General features: G+C 50.3%; 7 protein-coding genes. 6 read left to right on the plus strand and 1 reads right to left on the minus strand.

All coding sequences use genetic code 11. The annotated features are described in order from the left end of the window. Positions 1-11 precede the first annotated feature (11 nt). On the minus strand, positions 12-3065 hold the full coding sequence (locus tag Q4E93_RS30040) for a SusC/RagA family TonB-linked outer membrane protein (RefSeq protein WP_303591636.1): 3054 nt from the start codon (positions 3063-3065) through the stop codon (positions 12-14). A 203-nt stretch (positions 3066-3268) separates the two neighbouring features. On the opposite strand from Q4E93_RS30040, the gene Q4E93_RS30045 reads away from it, so the two are divergent. From Q4E93_RS30045 to Q4E93_RS30070, 6 genes are all read left to right on the plus strand, one after another. Then, positions 3269-7330: a hybrid sensor histidine kinase/response regulator transcription factor gene (locus Q4E93_RS30045; RefSeq protein WP_303591637.1), complete on the plus strand. Its 4062-nt coding sequence runs from the start codon at positions 3269-3271 to the stop codon at positions 7328-7330. A 170-nt stretch (positions 7331-7500) separates the two neighbouring features. After that, a complete protein-coding gene (locus tag Q4E93_RS30050) occupies positions 7501-10722 on the plus strand; it encodes a SusC/RagA family TonB-linked outer membrane protein (protein ID WP_303591638.1) in 3222 nt (1073 codons plus the stop codon). 23 nt (positions 10723-10745) lie between these two features. Continuing rightward, entirely contained in the window at positions 10746-12341 is a 1596-nt protein-coding gene (locus Q4E93_RS30055; protein ID WP_303591639.1) for a RagB/SusD family nutrient uptake outer membrane protein, read from the plus strand. Positions 12342-12415: 74 nt separating this feature from the next. Then, positions 12416-14017, plus strand: coding sequence for a glycoside hydrolase (locus Q4E93_RS30060; protein WP_303591640.1), 1602 nt, complete (start codon positions 12416-12418; stop codon positions 14015-14017). 2 nt (positions 14018-14019) lie between these two features. Beyond that, on the plus strand, positions 14020-17388 hold the full coding sequence (locus Q4E93_RS30065; RefSeq protein ID WP_303591641.1) for a VCBS repeat-containing protein: 3369 nt from the start codon (positions 14020-14022) through the stop codon (positions 17386-17388). Between the two features lie 67 nt (positions 17389-17455). Then, the gene (locus Q4E93_RS30070) at positions 17456-19270 is read left to right on the plus strand and encodes a glycoside hydrolase family 35 protein (RefSeq protein ID WP_303591642.1); all 1815 of its coding nucleotides are present in this window, start codon (positions 17456-17458) and stop codon (positions 19268-19270) included. Positions 19271-19362 lie beyond the last annotated feature (92 nt).

A 19362-nucleotide genomic window follows, 5' to 3' on the forward strand; every position in this document is an offset into this window, starting at 1 on the left:
GTCATTAATATTTAAAATGTCATTTTAATGCCCGCGATGAAAGTCCTTGCGGGAGGATAGGGATTCAGGTCGATGCCGGCGCTGAGATTATCCATTCCATAGGAGCTCACTTCCGGATTGTATCCGGAATATCCGGTGATGGTATATAGATTCTGCACGGTGAAATAGATCAGGGAGCTTTTGAAGACATGGGTTATTTTCGGAAGCGGAGCATTATAGGACAGGGTTACCGTCTGGATGCGGAGGTAGCTTCCTTTTTCGATGAAATTGTCAACCACGCCCAAGCCTTTCAGCATGCTGCTGTTGACGCGCGGTATGGTATTGCTGGCGTTGGTGGCGCTCCAGGCATTGGTTACTTCCACAAAGGGATTATTGGTGCCGCCCGTAGTATGGGAGTATTTTGTCACGTTGAGGATATCGTTGCCGTATACGCCTTGCAGGAAGACGGATATATTGAAGCGACCCAGGCTGAAGTCGTTGGTCATGCCATAGATGAATTTCGGCTGGGCGTGACCTACGATGGTCTTGTCGGCTCCTGTGATGGTGCTGTCGTGCCTGAGGTCAGCGATGATGGGGTCACCTGGGACCAGTTTGTCCTTCATCCCGCTTTTAGCGATCTGATCCTTGCTTTGCCAGATGCCTTTGAACTTATATCCGTAGAAAGCGCCTATCGGCTGTCCTACGATGAGTATGGCAGGCGCCAGTCCGTTGGTCAGTATATAGGGGCCTGTCTTGCCGACCAGAACGCTGTCCGTACCATTCAGATTCAGCACTTTGTTCCTGTTGGCGGCATAATTAAGCGTGGTAGACCATTTGAACCTTGGTCCGTCCATATTCCGCGATGTGATGGACAGCTCGAATCCCTGGTTGCGTACCTTTCCTGCATTGAGCAGGATGCTGGCGTAGCCGGACGACTGGGGGATGGCTACGTTCAGGAGCAGATTGCTGGTGGTCTTGTAATAATAATCGGCGGTGAGGGTGACGCGGTTGCTCCACAGGCTCAGGTCGACGCCTGCGTCTGCTGCTGCGGTGCTTTCCCAGTGCAAGTTGGGGTTTGCGATGTTATTGGGGGTGATGCCCACTGCTCTTACAGGGGTGGACCCCAGGGCGTAGCCATTGGTGGTATACTGGGAAAGGGACTGATAGGAGCCGATCTCCTGGTTGCCTGTTACGCCATAGCTGGTGCGGAGCTTAAGATCGCTGATCGCCCTGATGTCCTTGATAAAGCTTTCATCCGACATGCGCCATGCAAAAGCGCCGGAAGGGAAATAGCCCCATTTGTGGGATGTTCCGAAACGGGAGGACCCGTCCGCGCGCATGGTGAAAGTGAAGAGATATTTTTCTTTCAGCCTGTAATTGATCCGTCCGAAATAAGAGGCGAGGGTATTCAAGGTGCCGGAATTGGTGGGTGTCTGCACGTTGCCTCCGATGGCCAGGTTGTTCGACCCCAGGGAGTTGGTGAAATAATTGGTGCTGGAAGAGCTGTATGCGCTGGTGTCGAAGGCCTGGAGGCTAAATCCTCCTACGATATCGACGGCGTGGCTCTCATTGAATTTCCTGCTATAGGTGAGGGTATTTTCATTCAGCCAGCTGTAGCGATTGCTGGTACCTGCGTATCCTGAACCTGTGGTTTGTGCGCCCAGATAGGTGGTGGTGGGGATGTACCTCTTTTCCGTGCTGCTGCTGTAGTCGACCCCGATGCTGGATCTCAGGCGCAGGCCGGGAATGATCTCATATTCTCCGAAAACGTTGACCAGGCCTCTGAAAATGCCAATCCTGTCATTGGCCAGAACGATGCCGGCAACGGGATTGCCGATGACGGACACGTAGGGCAGGGGTTGATTCTGGTAAGTATATGCGCCGGTGCTGTCGCGGAGGGAGGTGGCCGGGCTCATGGCCAGCGCAGCGCCGGCTGCGCCATAGCCTACGTCTGTTTTGGTGACATCTATCAACTGGGAGGTATATGCGAGCTGGGAACTAAAGCCCACTTTTAATTTATCGCTGATCCTCTTGTCGAGGTTCATCCGGATGGTGCCTCGCTGGAAGCCTGTGTTCCGCATGATGCCGTCCTGCGAAAAATAGTTAAAGCTCAAATAGTAGCGAGTGTCGCTGTTGCCGCCCGTGAAGCCCAGCTGGTAATTCTGAATGGGAGCGACCCTGTACAGGGCATCCTGCCAGTCCGTGCCGGACCCCAGGCTGTTGATCTGATCTGCCGTGTATGGCAGGGGCAGGGCGGAAGCGGGGTTTAGAGCATTGTTTTGCTGCTGGAGGGTGTCGAGATAAATGCCGAATTGTTTAGCGTTCATCATCTTCAGCTTTTTTGCTACTTTCTGGATCCCGTTGTAGCCATCTACGGTGACACTATTTTGTCCGGCGGAACCTTTTTTAGTGGTGACCAGGATAACGCCATTGGCGCCCCGGCTGCCATAGATGGCGGTAGCGGAGGCATCTTTCAGCACTTCTATGGATTGGATATCACCCGGGTTGATGGAGTTGAGATCACCGGCGCCGGCAAAACCGTCGATGACGTACAATGGTTCATTGCCAGAGTTGATGGAATTGGTTCCCCGTATGCGGATGGAGGTAACGCTGCCGGGCTGGCCATCCGTCTGGGTAAACTGTAAGCCACTGACACGGCCCTGGAGCATCTGGTCGGCCCTGATGACGGGGGTTTTGTCGAGATCTTTGGCGTTGACGGAAGCGACGGAGCCCGTGAGGTCCCTTTTACGGGCTGTCCCGTATCCCACCACCACCACGTCATTGAGGCCCTGCACTTTTTCGGTGAGCGCGACTGTGATGGGGTCAGCGCCCGTGACACTCACTTCTTTCGATTCGAACCCTATGTAGGAGAAAACAAGGATCACCGTGCCTTGTGACTGGACGGACAAGGCGAAGTTCCCTTCTGCATCGGTGGCCGTCGCGAGCTGGGTACCCTTCGCCTGCACTGTGACTCCTGCTAAGGGGGCATTAGCGGCAGACGACACTTTTCCTGTAATTTTTCTTGTTTGAGCCTTAACCAGTATGCAAAGAAATAATGCAAGGATGGCAAATAGCAATCTTTTCATTTAGCAGTAATTATTAATTGATTTGGACATTCGGCATTTTGCGCGCCGCTAAAATTATTTAATCGCCCCTGGCGCGTGATGGGCCTTTTTGGGATTTTACTCAGCTATCTTGGCATGTTTTGGGCGATTTGTTAATAGAAAGGTGCTTATTTAACAGATATAATGCTTTTGCTATAGATTTGGGCATGGGTAATAAGCGTAATATGAGATCTCTATATGCTTTTTGTTTTTTGCTCTACTTTTCTACGCAGGCTGTTACTGCCGGAGAATTACCGGTGAGGTATCTTGGAATAGAGCAAGGGCTTTCCAATAATTCAGTTATCAGTATCTGTCAGGATCATAATGGCTTTTTATGGATCGGTACCTACGATGGGCTAAACCGATATGATGGATATGCTTTTAAAGTATTCCATAATGTGATCGGGGATACCAATTCGCTTGCCATCAATAATATTTACGCTATAGAAGAGGACAAGAGCCGTAATATCTGGGTGGGGGGGCAAGAGGGCTTAAGCGTATACAATGTGCTCACGGCAAAATTCTCCAAAGTACGATATGCTTCTTTATCAGGGACATTGGAAGGTCTCCACGATAATGTTCACCAGGTGAAGGCGGTCCGCTCCAACTGTATATTCGTGGCTACCCAGCACAATGGGCTGCTGCTGTTTGAAAATGGCGCTGCTAATGGCCTGCAGGTCCCTTTAGAGGGTCAGCTTTCCGGAAAGTATGACGTCACCGGGCTCGAAGAGGGGCCTGATCATCGCATTTGGGTATTTGTACAACATGAGGGGTTATTCAGCTATAACCCCGTGCAAAAAAAGCTTTATAAGGCCAACAGCAGCATTCAGCAGGTGAATTGCCTGAAAACCGATGGTAAAGGAAGGCTTTGGCTGGCAAATGATGCCGGGGTTTTTTTATATGATCCCGGGTCAAACAGTTATTCCGGCAATTTTATGCCTTTTAAAGCGAAGGTGGTAACCTTGTGCCCGGATAAGAAGGGGGTCTTATGGATAGGTTCGGACGGGGCTGGATTGTGGACCCTGCCGGATAGCGCTCCTTTTGCAAGGCCGTTGACGAGAGGCGATGGAAAACCGCTGATAAACAGCAATTCCGCCTTTACCATTTATGAAGACGCGGAAGAACGCAAATGGATCGGCACTTTAAGGGGCGGCATCAACATAATCGACCCCGTTGCCTTACCCTTTGGAAAAGCGGTCTATGAGCCAACCTCCGGAGGTAACTTAGTAGATAATTTCATACTCTCATTTTGTGAAGATGCGAAAGGCAATGTTTGGGTCGGTACTGACGGGGCCGGGTTAAGGTATTGGGACCGGGTGAAGAACAGCTATCGTTGTTTCAGGCATTCCCCGTCGGAACCGAAGAGCGTCAGCAGTGACTTTATCACCAGTATAACCAAGGATTATAAGGGAGATCTATGGGTGTCAACCTGGTTTGGAGGGGTTAACAGGTTTAATAAGGCAACAGGCACCTTTGAAAGGTACAATTGTTTTAACCCGGCGACCAAGGCAGAAGAAAATAATGTCTGGGTTGTTTTCGAAGATTCACAAAAAACGCTTTGGGCCAGCGCTACCAATGAGGGTTGTCTGTATTATTTTGACAGGGCCCTGAACCGGTTTGTTCTATTCGACCAGGGGCTTACCAATCTTCAATGCATGGCTGAAGACAGTGAAGGTAATCTTTGGGGGGGCAATTATACCACCCTTATCAGGATCGATCGAAACCATCGAAACCATACCTTTTATAACCTGGGGTATCCGGTCCGTTGCATTCATGAGGATAGGGATAAGCATCTATGGGTCGGCACCCTGGGCGGGGGACTTTTCCTTTTCAATCGTCAGAACGGGCAGTCGGCCCAGTATACGACAACAGATGGGCTGCCCAGCAATATGCTATTGCGGTTCCTGGAAGATGGAAGCGGGAATTTATGGATCAGCACCTTCAATGGGCTGGCAAAGTTCAATCTAAAAACACGGACTTTCAGGAACTTTACACAATCCGACGGGTTGCAAAGCAACCAGTTCGGCTTTAATGCGGCTGCGGCTTTGAGCACAGGGGAGTTCCTTTTCGGCGGTATTAAGGGTTTCAATTATTTTTTCCCCGACAGCATCCGTAATAACGCAAAAACACCCAAAGTTTTCCTGGATAGGATCAATATAGACAATAAACCTGTGGAGGCAGACACTTCCTATGTTTCAGGCCGTGACATGGAAAAGATAACAGAGATCACGGTGCCCTATGCCAAGTCGATCCTTTCCATGGATTTTGTCGCACTCACTTTCACCGGGGTGGATAAAATAAAATATGCTTATTACCTGGATGGATGGGACAAAAGCTGGAATTATGTCACTACTGCCAGAACCGCCAATTACTCCAGGCTGGCGGCCGGCAGCTATGATCTTAAAGTTAAGATCTCCGGTCCGGATGGTAAGTGGAGCAATGCGGAACAACTGCTGAGGATCATCGTTCTGCCCCCCTGGTATCAAACCTGGTGGGCGTACTTGCTTTATGCCATGGTATTTGCCGGGTCTATTTATTTGTACATTCAGTATGCGCGCAGGCAGGAGCGGTTGAAGTTCGAGATCAAGCTTGCCCAGCTTGAAAGTGAAAAAGAGAAGAACCTTTCTGAAAGGAAGCTGTCTTTTTTTACCCATATATCCCATGAATTCAGGTCGCCCCTGACGCTGATCATAGACCCGCTGAAAAAGGCGATGAGACAAACGGGCGGCGGCTTGCCCATGGAAGACCTGGCCGTTGCGCACCGGAATGCCCGGCGCCTGTTAAGCCTTGTGGATCAGCTGCTGTTGTTCAGAAAAGCCGATAGCGGCGGAGATGTATTGAAGATATCTGCTATCGATATCGTGGCTTTATGCGACGAAGTATATCAATGTTTTACCCAGCAGGCGGCCTCCAGGGAGATCAGCTACCGGTTTACCGCTTCAATGGGATCGATGCTCATACAGGGTGATTATGAAAAAATTGAAATAGCCCTTTTCAACATCCTCTCCAATGCTTTTAAGTTTACACCTCCAGGGGGAAGCATTGACTTTCGTTTGACGGAGACCGGAGAGCGCGTTTGTATTGAAATCAGCGACACGGGATGTGGGATCCCCGAGAACGATCTGGAAAAGGTGTTCGATAAATTCCAGCAGGTGCACGCCAATAATAAAGGTAAAGCAGGGTTCGGGATCGGTCTTTTCCTGGTAAAGCATTTTATCGAACGTCATAAGGGTACTGTCAGCTGTAAGAGCGTACCGGGGGAGGGAGCAGTCTTTACTATTTGCCTGTTGAAGCAAATCCCGGAGCTAGGGGAAGCTTACGTCATGGAAGGTCCGGGAGCAAAATTTGAACTTTTAGAAGAATTGATGGAAGAACAGGGGCGTGTTGCGGATGAAACTCCCGGGGTTCCCAGCAAGGGCAAAACGGTGGAAGAAGTGGTGACAGAAAAAAAATCCATCTTATTGATCGACGACCATGCGGAGATCCGGCAGTATTTATACCGGCTTTTTTCGTCCCAATACCTGCTATATACGGCTGATAATGGCGTGGAGGGATTCCAGCTGGCGGAGGAACATATTCCCGATCTTATTATCAGCGATATTAATATGGCCGGAATGGATGGCATCGAGCTATGTACCAAGATCAAGCAGTCCGAATTTCTGGGCCATATACCCGTGATCCTGCTTACGGCCGCCACGACATCGGAAACCAAGCTAAAGGGGATCGAAGGCGGAGCCGATGATTATTTTACCAAGCCTTTCGACAGCGAGCATCTGATGGCGAGGGTGGAAGCGGTGCTTAAGAACAGGAATGTGCTGCAGCGGTATTTCCTGGACAGTATCACGCTAAAGGAAAGCACGGTCAAGGTGCCAAAGGAATACCAGGACTTCCTGAGAAAATGCATCGCTGTAATTGAGGAAAATATTGATAATGAGGAGTTTACCATGAAGAAGTTCTCCAAGGCCATGGGTATGAGCCATTCGCGGCTCAACCAGAAGGTCAAGGCGATCTCCGGGCAGCGGTTGAACGCTTTTATCCGATCTATCAGGCTTAGGAGGGCCGCTGTGCTGATGCTGACGGAAAATGTAAATGTCAGCCAGGCTGCTTTCCAGGTTGGCATCAGTGATTCCCGGTATTTCAGAGAGCAGTTTGTGGGCATCTTTGGCATAACCCCTTCCGAATACATCAAAAAATACCGGCAATCTTTTAACCAGCAATTAAATAGTATCCGGGAGGTGGAGGAATGATCCTTCGCTAAAATCTGCTCAAAAAAGGGGGGAATTTTCAATTTCTGCGCATTTTACCCCCCATTCCTGTGTGTTTTGTCCCCCCTCAACCCTGTTTGGGCTGAGTACTTTGCATACAGTTAAGACCTGCTATAGAATTAATTTACTAAAACTAAACGACGCTTGTCATTATGAAGAGTCTATTGTTTTCGGCTGTAAACACAGCCAGGAATTCTTTTGTCTCCCTTCGGGCTGGGCGAAGAATGGTATCGATCTGCATCCTGCTGTTTTGTGCCTCGGCCACGCTGTGGGCCCAGCAGGTGATCACAGGAAAAGTAAGCGCAGGCGGCGCTCCTCTCCCGGATGTAACCGTTTCTGTGGACGGTGGAAAAAATTCAACCAGAACAAACGATGCAGGGACTTTTACCATCAGTGTGCCTGCCAATTCCATCCTCCTGTTCACTCATATAGGATATGCCCCTAAAAAGGTGGCTGTTCCCAAAAATGGGAATATGGAAGTGCAATTGGAAACGGCGAGTGAAGGCCTGAGCGACGTGGTAGTAGTGGGATATGGTACGGTGAGGAAGGCGGATCTGATCAGTTCGGTGGGTTCCATCTCCGGAAAAGAGCTGACGACCTTTAAAGATCCCAACGCCGCAAATTCCCTTCAGGGCGAAGTGCCAGGCGTCCGCGTGCTCGCCGGTTCAAACGGCCCGGGCGCGCAACCTAATATATATATCAGGGGCGTGTATACCATCCAGGGATCCAGTCAGCCTCTTTTGATCGTTGACGGAGTTCCCATCCAAAGCGGATATTTTAATTCCATCAATCCGGCAGACATTGAAAGGATGGACGTGTTGAAAGATGCATCCGCTGCGGCTATCTATGGGGCGCAGGCCGCCAGTGGGGTCATTGTGATCACCACGAAAAAAGGCAAGGCCGGTCAAAGTAATCTGAATGTCACGGTGAATTACCAGTCCCAGGCAGTTAAGAAGCCTTTTACGATGGCAGGTTCCGCGGAATGGCTGAGATTCCAACGGCTGTCCAATCCCAGTTTTACCATTACGGAGACGCCTGTCAATCAATATGATACTACCAAGTCATCAGATTGGTGGAAGGCCGTGATCAACCCTCATAGTCCCACTACGAATGTAGGGATCAGCTATACGGGCGGGTCTGAAAAATCGCAGTATGCCATGAGCTTGTCTTATACTGATGCGCATGCCAACACCAAGGTGGGTGATTGGAAAAGGATCACCGCCCGATTTACCGGCGACTTTAAGATCAACGAATGGCTGAAGTTCGGAGGATCTATTGCCCCACGGTATGAAACCTGGATCAACACACCGGTGGACTTTTTAGGGCTGCTGGGCACGGACCCTATAACGAGCCCCTTCATTAATCCGAATTTGCAGCATATCCCCGCTTCCGCAAATCCTTCGCTGTACGATGCACAATGGAGCGCTTATGGAACACCTTATGGGGGGCCGGGGAATGGAACGCCTCCTCCCAATTATGTGTTTGGCATGAACCTGGCCACCTTGAGCCCCAATCAACTATATGGGATCCAATCCAGTTCATTCATGGAAATCCAACCCATTAAGAACCTGACCTTCCGCACCACTGTCGGAGCCAATGTGGATAATACCACCAGTAATTTTTTCACACCCAGGTATTATCTGAACCCGAATAGTTATAGTGCGTTGACCAAGGCGGGGACGGGATTCGACACCAAATACAATTGGGTGGTGAGCAATGTGCTGACCTATAAGCTGAATGTGGCGGAAAAGCATCATATCACGGCGCTTGTCGGTCAGGAAGCTGCGGAACAAAAGGAATATTATGGCAGCAGTCAGAAAGTTTCCGCTGATAGTTCCAATGGCAACAATCCCCTGTTCGCCTATGCCGATTACCTCAATATGGATCTGACCAATCCTGCCGTGCTGGCTGCTTTCGGAATTGGGCCCGATGGAAGTTCCAGCCCTAAGGGGGGAATCAACAATGCCTACTGGGTAAAAAGATCTGCTTATTTCGGTCGTGTGGAATACAATTATGACGGCAAATATTATTTAACGGCCAACGCAAGAAGGGATGGCAACTCCAAATTCCCGCCGGGCAACCAATATGCCTTCTTCCCGTCTGTTTCAGTTGGATGGCGCCTGTCTGGCGAAGATTTTATGAAAAGCTTTGGCTGGATGAATAATCTTATGCTTAAAGCGAGGTGGGGTAAAAGAGGCAATGCCGATGCGATCACCCGGAGCACCTGGTACAGCCTGGTATCCACGGGCGCCACCTATCCATTCGCGGGGCAGATGGCGTACGGAACCGTACCCACGCAGATAGGGAACCCGAATCTGAAATGGGAGACTGACCTGGATCGTGGAGCGGGATTGGATGGAACGCTGTTCAATAACAAGCTGAACTTCGAATTTGAATACTTCGACAATAAGTCCAGCGGCGCCATTCTGACGCTGCCGTCCATTCCTTTGAGTGCGGGACAGCCTAATTTGCCAACGGCCAACGTGGCCAGTATCGGGAACAGGGGCTGGGAATTTTCAACCAGCTATATCATTTCCCTGCCGAATGAGCTAAGGATCATCCCCAGGATCTCCCTGAGCCATGTGAAATCCACTTATCTGAGCCTGGGTGGTGTTCAGGGCCTGGATGTGGGGGTACAGGATGGCTACCGGGAACAGGAGAGATTCGGAATGTCCTTTACGAGAATGTATACCAAAGGCGGGGTCGGAGCTTTTTACGGCTATAAAGTGGCGGGCATATTCAAGTCACAGGCCGACATCAATGCGTATACCGATAAGAATGGCAATATGATCCAGCCATTGGCTAAGCCGGGAGATTTCAAATACGTTGACGTAAACGGAGATGGTACCATCAATACGGCAGGTGACCGCACTTTTTTGGGTGATCCGTATCCGAAGCTGAATATGGATTTTTCGATCAAGGCTGATTTTAAGGGATTCGATCTGCTGGCGGAAATGTATGGTTCATATGGGCAAAAGGTAGCGAATACTACGAAACGCTACCTGATCACCGGCGACCGTGCATCCAACGTAATTGCCGGCAGCTATGACAAGATCTGGAGGGCTGACAATACCAGTGCAGTCAATCCCAATCCTGCCACGGGGAACAATTATAATTTCTCCAGCTGGTATGTGGAATCCGGGAGCTTTACCAGGATCCGGAATATTCAATTGGGATATACTTTTCCTTTCCTGAAAGTGAACGGCATCAAGAGTGTTCGCGTCTATGTGGGAGCGCAGAACCTGGCCACCATTACCAAATACAAAGGCTTTAATCCCGAAGTGCAATCCGACAGCCAGCAGTACCAGGGGGTTGACAGAGGGCAATACCCGGTGCCCAAATCATTCAATGCTGGTGTAAGCCTGGGATTATAATTCTCACCTATAACATTGTAATTATGAAAAATATTAAGATCATACTGGTTTGTTTTTTTTCAGGCGCCTTCATGCTATCTTCCTGCAAGAAGAGTTTCACGGATATCCCTTACTACGGGCTACAAACTGTTGAGAATACTGCCGTGTTTCAAACACCCGCGGGTTGTATCAACTATGTGACGGGTTGTTATTCCGCCATCAACCAAAATGACTGGTGGCAGACCATGTGGTACCGGCTCAATTTGGAAACAGCCACTGATAACGGCTGGCTGGGAAACCTCGGGGGATTCAGCAATGCGGCGGGCTACCGTGAAGTTGGCAGTCTGGAAAGCATCACTCCTACTTCAGGTGATGTTAACAACCTCTATCAATTTAGCTATTTGGGGATCGGACAGTGTAATTTCGGGATCGCCAATTTGTCCAAATCGACTATTGACGCCACATTGAAAACCCGTTTGCTGGCCGAAATGCGGTTTTTGAGAGGGTTCTTTTATATGGACCTGGCAAAGAATTTTGGCGGGGTGCCGCTGTATACGGAAAATACCAAGCAAAGCGAGATCCCGCTGGCAAGGGCTTCCGTTGACCAGGTGTGGGCGTTCATCAACGCCGATCTTGAATTTGCGGCAGCCAACCTGCCTCAACGTAAGAATTATACCAGTCCTGAGGATATGGCAAGGGCGAGTAAGGGCGCGGCCCTGGCTTACCTGGCCTATGCGAATTTATGGGCCGGTCATTACGATTCTACGGTCCTGGCGGCAAGTCAATTAATGGGTTTGAATGAATACCAGCTCGAACCCAATTACGGGGATATTTTCAAAGCTGCTTATTACAATGGGCAGGAGTCGATCTTCGAGATCGGCGCGAACAACCTGATCGGCAATGTGAATGCTGTAGTTGCGGGAAGCGGCGCCGATGGGGGCTGGGGCTGGCATGTGCCCAGCAGCAACCTGGAGGATGCTTTTTTAAATGAAAGCGATAGTATCCGAAGGGTGAATACCATCATAAAAAATGGACAGCCTGTTGCGGGAGACCCTCAGGTGACCAGCTGGAATGGCAATCCCAGTGGGAATACTTCGGCCAGGAACTGGAGAAAGTACTATATTCCGCTGGCGGACCGTAGCCCCGCCAATCAGGGGTATAGCAACCGCTGGCAGCCCAAACCTTATATATTTATGCGCCTGGCGAACCTGATGCTCATCTACGCTGAAGCGGCCGCCCGGCAAGGGGATGCCGCAACGGCCAGCGGATTGCTCAACCAGGTGAGGGCGCGCGTAAATCTAACGCCTAAGACTGGCCTGTCCGGGGATGCGTTGGTCAACGCTATTATCCTGGAGAAAAGACTGGAACTGGCAGGGGAATATGCGGATGTGAGATGGGATGATCTGCATAGGGTAAAAGTGAATGGAACGACGTTGATGTCCTCCATGTTTGGAACCAACGGCACTTATGTGCAATGGCTGCAGACAAATACAGACCCGTATGACAGCAGGACCAATATTGCTGAAGTGACTGCCAATAAAGGGAAGCTTTATAAGCCGGGAACCAATGACCTCTTTCCTATTCCACAGCAGGAAATTCAGGCAGGCGGCGGCGTCATTAAGCAAAACCCGGGTTATTAGCGGAGCTACTCAATGAAAACGAAATGAACCGATCTCAACCGGCTATGGTAAATATTTTGTTTGCAATTCTATCTTTGGCGCTTAGTTGCAAGAAAGGATCTTCCTCTTCTTCTTTTCCGCCAACGGATCCCTGCCTATTCAACGGCGTAGACACCTGCCAGCAAAAGGCAACGCTGCAAGTGAACGTGACGGCAACGCATCAAACCATTCACAGTTTTGGCGCGTCCGATGCGTGGTCGTCGAAGTTCGTGGGTAACTGGGCTGATCTTTCGAAGAAAAACCAGATAGCCGATTATCTATTTAGCATGGATGTGGATCCAAGCGGCAACCCAAAGGGCATTGGGTTGTCGCTTTGGCGATTTAATATCGGGGCCGGAAGCTCCGAGCAGGGAGACACCAGTGGCATAGCGGACGAATACAGGCGGGAGGAGTGTTTTCAAAACCCGGATGGCACCTACAACTGGAATAAGCAGCAAGGCCAGCAATGGTTCATGAATGCAGCCAAACAAAGGGGTGTAAAGTATCTGCTGGGTTTTGCGGCTTCTCCTCCCGTCACTATGACCATTAATGCGAGAGCTTATGGCACCGGCACGGCCCAATTCAACCTCAGCGCTTCCAGGTTTCAGGACTATGCTGATTTTCTCGTCCAGGTATGTAAGCATTTTCAGGGAACCAGTACACCGCTGGATTATATAAGTCCTGTCAATGAGCCGCAATGGAATTGGGGGCCTTCCAACAACCAGGAGGGGACGGCGGCATCCAATACAGATATTGCGAGCCTGGTGAAGGTCCTGGGGCCCGATCTGCAGACGAATGGGGTAAACACCCATGTTGTTACCGGTGAGGCCGGGCAAGTGACCTTTCTGAACGCTGCCACGTCAGATAACCGGGGTGACCAGATCAGCCAATGGTTTAATCCTTCCAGTTCCAACTATATCGGCAACATCCCTAATGTCGACAATACCATTTCTTACCATAGTTATTTTACCACCTGCCCGGACAATACGTTGGTGCAGGACCGTCAGGCGGTGCATACCAGCGCAGTGAACACCAGCTCCTCTCTCCAATTGTGGATGACGGAATTTGGGGTCCTGGGCGATATCTGCGGATCTTTAAACGGCTATCCGAGAAATACGAACATCGATTACGGGCTTTATGTGGCAAAGGTGATCCATAACGACCTGGCTGTTGCCAATACGTCATCCTGGCAATGGTGGCTGGGTATTAATCCTTATAATTACAGTGATGGACTGGTGTATATCAATGGCCCATCGGGTACGACGGATCCGCAGCTGTCCAAGACCGATGGCCTGGTGTCCGACAGCAAACAACTATGGTGCATGGGTAATTATTCGAGATTCGTCAGGCCCGGAATGATCAGAGTAGATGCCGTCCTGAACAATCAAACTGATCCGGCGTACGCGGCAGGCGATATCATGGTATCGGCGTATATCGACCCTGTTGGAAAAACACTGGCTATTGTCATTGTAAATACCCGGACAACTTCTTCTGTTATATCTTTGGGAGGATTGGGCGCTTCTGTCAACCTGACTGGCAGTGATTTTACGGCATATGTGACCAGCAGTACCAAGAACCTGAAGAAGTCCAGTATGGCGGCTAACAATATTCAGTTGGATCCGAGAAGCGTCACCACATTGACGGCAAACTACCATTAGATTTGAGCGCAGGTGGCCAAAATATAAACAGATCATTCCTGCCATGGCTGCTGCTGTGTCAGGTGCTGGCCATGTCCTGCAAAGAGCATAACAGCGCGGTCACCCTCTTCAGCAAGCTGGATGCCGGAACTTCCGGCATCCATTTTAGTAATACGGTCACTGAAAACGACTCTGTCAACCTGGTGGTTGACGAATATGCCTATATGGGCAGTGGCGTTGGAGTAGGGGACTTTAACAACGACGGCCTGCCGGATCTTTTTTTCGGGGCATCGCAGGGCAGTAGCGGGCTGTATCTGAACCTGGGGAATCATCACTTCCGGGATATCACCCAAAGTGCCGGCCTTGAAACGACCAGCTGGTGCACGGGAATCAGTGTAGTGGATATTAACAATGACGGGTATGCGGATATTTATGTCTGCGTATCCGGCAATGTGCCAGGCGAGAGAAGAAAGAACCTGCTTTTCATCAATCAACACAACCTTACTTTTACGGAAAACGCTTCGGAATATGGACTGGCTGATACGGGCTATTCCACACAAGCGGCGTTCTTCGATTTTGACAAGGACGGGCGGCTGGATATGTATCTCGTCAATCACGAGCTGCATCCTGCGGTTTCGCAAAATGATATTGTCAGGCCCGACAATAGTGGTCTTTCCATCAGATCGGACAAGCTGTATAAAAACATGGGGATCCTTGCGGGCACCAACCATCCTTATTTTAAAGATGTTTCGTCGTCTGCCGGCATCAAAGACGATGGGTATGGGCTTGGCGTAGCCATCAGCGATCTTAATGGAGATGGCTGGCCGGATATATATGTCACCAATGATTATATCAGCAATGATCTTTTGTGGTTGAATAACAGGAATGGGACCTTTACCAATGTCATTGCCGAATCGCTGGGACATCAGGGCTATAGCAGCATGGGAGTGGACGCGGCCGATATCAACAATGACGGCCTTCCTGATATTGCCACTTTGGACATGATGCCTGAAGATAATTACCGGAAGAAGATGATGTTCAGCTTCATGAACTACGGGCGTTATGAAACGGAAAGGAGGGCGGGCTACCAGCCGGAATTCATGAGAAATATGCTTCAGCTAAACCGGGGAGTACGCAAAAAAGCTGATACGGCCATGCCCTATTTCAGCGAGATCGGTCAGCTGGCAGGAATGAGCGAGACAGATTGGAGCTGGAGCGTTCTGTTGGTTGATCTCGACAACGACGGCTACAAGGATATCAGTATTACCAATGGAATAGGGCGGGACCTGATCAATTCGGATTTTATCAATTACCGGTCGGAAACTTATGGGACGATGGATAAGCAGGCGCGGGATCGATTGCTAAGGGGCGAGCTGGATAATATGGGAAAGATAGCTTTGCGCAATTATTATTTCCACAACAACGGCGATGGCAGTTTTTCCAACCAATCGGAATTTTCCGGGATCAATGAAAAAACCATCTCCAACGGGGCGGCTTATGTGGACCTGGATAATGACGGGGACCTGGATCTTGTAGTCAATAATATCGACCAGGAAGCATCTATCTATATCAATAACAGCCGGGGGGGCGGGGATACTTCCAGTCATTTCATAAATTTTATACTGCGGGGAGACAACCTGAACAGGGAGGGGTTTGGAGCGAAGATACAGTTCTGGCAACGTGATCTTGTGCAGACGGTGGAGCAATATCCTGTCAGGGGGTATGCCTCTTCCGTAGATACAAGGGTCCATTTCGGACTTGGCAAAAGCCGCCGGGCCGACTCCGTCGTCGTCACCTGGGCAAATGGGAAGCAGCAGTGTTTGAAAAATCCCCCGATAGATACGACCCTGGTGCTCAACGAAAATGAGGCGGTGATCAACCATTCCGGAGATGCCCCTTTGTCTTCCCTATTTATAGATATAACTGATTCACTCCAGGTGTATTTTAAGCACCAGGAAAGTTTCTTCAATGATTTTGCCTTTAACCCTTTGCTTCCGCAAAAATTTTCACAGGCTGGTCCCTTTATCAGTACGGGTGATATGAATGGGGATGGTCTCGCCGATTTTTTTATTGGCGGCGCTTTTTCGCAGTCCGGGGAGGTTTGTTTGCAGCAAAAGAATGGGTCCTTTCAGCACAAAGCATTGGTGAAGGGCCCGAAATACGAGGAGGATATGCAGAGCATACTGGTGGATGTCGACGGAGATCATGATCCCGATCTGATCGTTGCAGGCGGAAGTACCGAATTCGATAAAGGCTCACCGTACCATACGCCCAGGCTTTACCTCAACGACGGCAAGGGCATTTTTACTTTGAGCCGGCAGGCTTTTCCGCCATCCATCAATACGATGGCGCAAAGCATCAGCTATACAGGCGGAGGGCGCACGCCTTTGCATGTGTTCATTGGCGGGAGGGTATCGCTGGAGTATCCTTATTCGCCTAAAAGTTTTTTGCTGGAGTATCGCAATGGCGTATTCGTGGATATAACCCAGGAGGTATGTCCAGTTTTATCCGAGGCGGGAATGGTAACTGCATCTGTTTGGGCGGACGTTGACGGGGACGGGCAGCAGGAACTGATCATTGCCGGCGACTGGATGCCCATACGCGTTTTCAAAGCCGATGGGGGGAAGTTAAAGGAAGTGACCCATTCAATGGGTCTGGAAAATGATCATGGCATGTGGAAAAGCCTTGCGGTGGCGGACATGGATGGCGATGGCGATCTGGATATTGCGGCCGGCAACCTGGGAACCAACAACCCCTACCATGTTTCGGCCGCGACCCCGATGCGTTTATTTGGTAAGGATTTCGAAGGGAATGGGCGGATCAATTTCGTGCTCTGTTATTATTTACCGGATGATGCCGGAAAGAATACCTTACAGCTGGGGATGAGCCTGGGACAGTTGACCCGGCAGATGCCTTCTTTTAAAAAACGGTATTTGAAAAATGCTGCTTTTGCGAAGGCTGATCTCAGCGAACTGTTCCCGGACACCAAGCTGAAGGACGCCATTCAGCTCAACTGTAATGAATTGCATACCTGCTGGTATGAGAACCAGGGAAATGGATCTTTCCGGAAGCATATTTTGCCGGCGGAAGCCCAGTTTGCGCCTGTGAATGCGATACTTGTCCATGACCTGGACGGGGATGGCAATCCGGATCTGTTGCTGGCGGGGAATGAGTACCAGGCAGAGGTGATGAATGGCCGCTATGATGCTTCTTACGGCTTATTCCTGAAAGGAAATGGCGGGCGGGATTTTCTGCCTGTCGCCCATATAAACGATGGGATCTTCATAAAGGGGGATGTGAAAGACATGAAACTGATGAAAGATCGCAAAGGCAACGATTTGATCTTAGTGGGGATAAATGATGGCCGGATGCGGATCTTCGGGCGTAGATGATGTTTTTTCAGGAAGTCTTCACCCTTTTGTACCGGGAGGCTGTATAACTGTTACCTAACTTGGAATTATGAAAATAAGGATCTATTACATGGTGTTGGGCATTTTGCTGACGATAAGTGTGCATGCGCAACATAGCTTTACGTTAAGTGATACGGCGTTTTTACTGGATTCGAAGCCTTTTGTGATGATATCAGGGGAGATGCATTACCCACGGGTGCCGCGGGAGGCATGGCGGGCCCGAATGAAGATGGCAAAGGCGATGGGGTTGAATACCATCGGGACCTATGTGTTCTGGAATGTGCATGAGCCGCAGAAAGGGAAGTTCGATTTTGCCGGGAACAACGATGTGCGGGCGTTCGTGAAGATCGCGCAGGAGGAGGGGCTCTGGGTCATCCTTCGACCCAGTCCTTATGTTTGCGCCGAGTGGGAATTTGGCGGCTATCCTTACTGGCTGCAGAATGAGGAAGGGTTGATCGTGCGGAGCAAGGAGGTAAAATACCTGCGTGAATATGCAGCGTATATCAAGGAGGTGGGGCGGCAGCTGGCGCCATTGCAGGTGAACCATGGGGGTAATATCCTCATGGTGCAGATAGAGAATGAATACGGGTCGTATGGCTCGGACAAGGAGTATCTTGAAATCAATAAGAAGCTATTCATAGAGGCGGGTTTTGATGGATTGTTATATACCTGCGATCCGGCTCCGGATATTGCTGCCGGTCATTTACCGGGCTTGCTGCCGGCGGTGAATGGTGATGTTACGCCTTCGAAAGTACACCGGCTTATACAGGAAAATCATGGAGGGGTGGGGCCGTATTATGTAGCAGAGTGGTATCCCGCCTGGTTTGACTGGTGGGGGACGACGCATCATACGGTGCCGGCGGAGCGATATGTGGGAAAGCTGGATTCCATATTGACGGCCGGCATATCGATCAATATGTATATGTTCCATGGAGGGACTACAAGGGGATTTATGAATGGGGCGAATTACAATGACAAGAGTCCTTACGAGCCCCAGATCAGCAGCTATGATTATGATGCGCCGCTGGACGAAGCGGGAAATCCTACGGAGAAATTCATGAAATTCAGGGAGGTGATCGCCCGGCATTTGCCGGCGGGCGTTGTGCTGCCGGAGGTGCCGGAGGCGAAGGCGGCTGTTGCGGTGCCCTCTTTCGGGTTGGGCGAGGCGGGCAGGGTGTCGGATATGCTTCCCGCGCCCGTTCGGAATGGATCGCCATTGACATTCGAGGACCTGCACCAGGATTATGGATTTGTGCTTTACCGGAGCAAGCTAACGGGTGGCCGTGCCGGAGTGCTGCGGCTGAAGGAGCTGCGGGATTATGCGGTGGTGATGGTGAATGGCGGTATCGTAGGGACGCTGGACAGAAGGCTTGCGCAGGATAGTTTGGCGTTGCAGTTGCCGGCGGGTGAGGTGCAGCTGGATATACTGGTGGAGAACCTTGGCCGTGTCAATTTTGGGCCTTATTTATTAAAGAACCGAAAAGGTATTACGGAGAAGGTGGCGTTCAACGGAGAGGAAGTGAAGGGCTGGGAAATGTATGGACTGCCGTTCAAGGAGGTGAAGGGAATGCGGTTGAAAAAAGGAGGAGATAGCGGTCATGCTCCGGTGATCCGTCGTGGCACGTTTGACCTGCCGGTGGTGGGGGACACGTACCTGGATATGCGGCAATGGGGGAAGGGAGTGGTCTGGATCAACGGGCATAATGTAGGACGGTATTGGTCGGTGGGGCCGCAGCAAACGCTGTATGTGCCTGTGGAATGGCTGAAGGCAACCAGGAATGAAGTGGTCGTGCTGGAGCTGATAAAGCCGGAGCAGAAGGAATTGAAAGGCCTGGATAAGGCGGTGCTGAATGAAGTGAAATAAAAAATAGTGCAAACGTTTGTAACAAACGTTTGCGCCGGGAGGGGGCTATGCGTGCTGCGTGGTCCCCTCCTTTTTTTTAGGAAAGGAAGTGT

Origin of the sequence: Flavitalea plasmicola, assembly GCF_030546645.1 — a bacterium.
Lineage (GTDB): Bacteria > Bacteroidota > Bacteroidia > Chitinophagales > Chitinophagaceae > Puia.

Coding starts and splice junctions, on each gene's coding strand:
- Q4E93_RS30040 (WP_303591636.1), bottom strand. CDS start 3,065: ATGAAAAGATTGCTATTTGCCATCCTTGCATTATTTCTTTGCATACTG.
- Q4E93_RS30045 (WP_303591637.1), top strand. CDS start 3,269: ATGAGATCTCTATATGCTTTTTGTTTTTTGCTCTACTTTTCTACGCAG.
- Q4E93_RS30050 (WP_303591638.1), top strand. CDS start 7,501: ATGAAGAGTCTATTGTTTTCGGCTGTAAACACAGCCAGGAATTCTTTT.
- Q4E93_RS30055 (WP_303591639.1), top strand. CDS start 10,746: ATGAAAAATATTAAGATCATACTGGTTTGTTTTTTTTCAGGCGCCTTC.
- Q4E93_RS30070 (WP_303591642.1), top strand. CDS start 17,456: ATGAAAATAAGGATCTATTACATGGTGTTGGGCATTTTGCTGACGATA.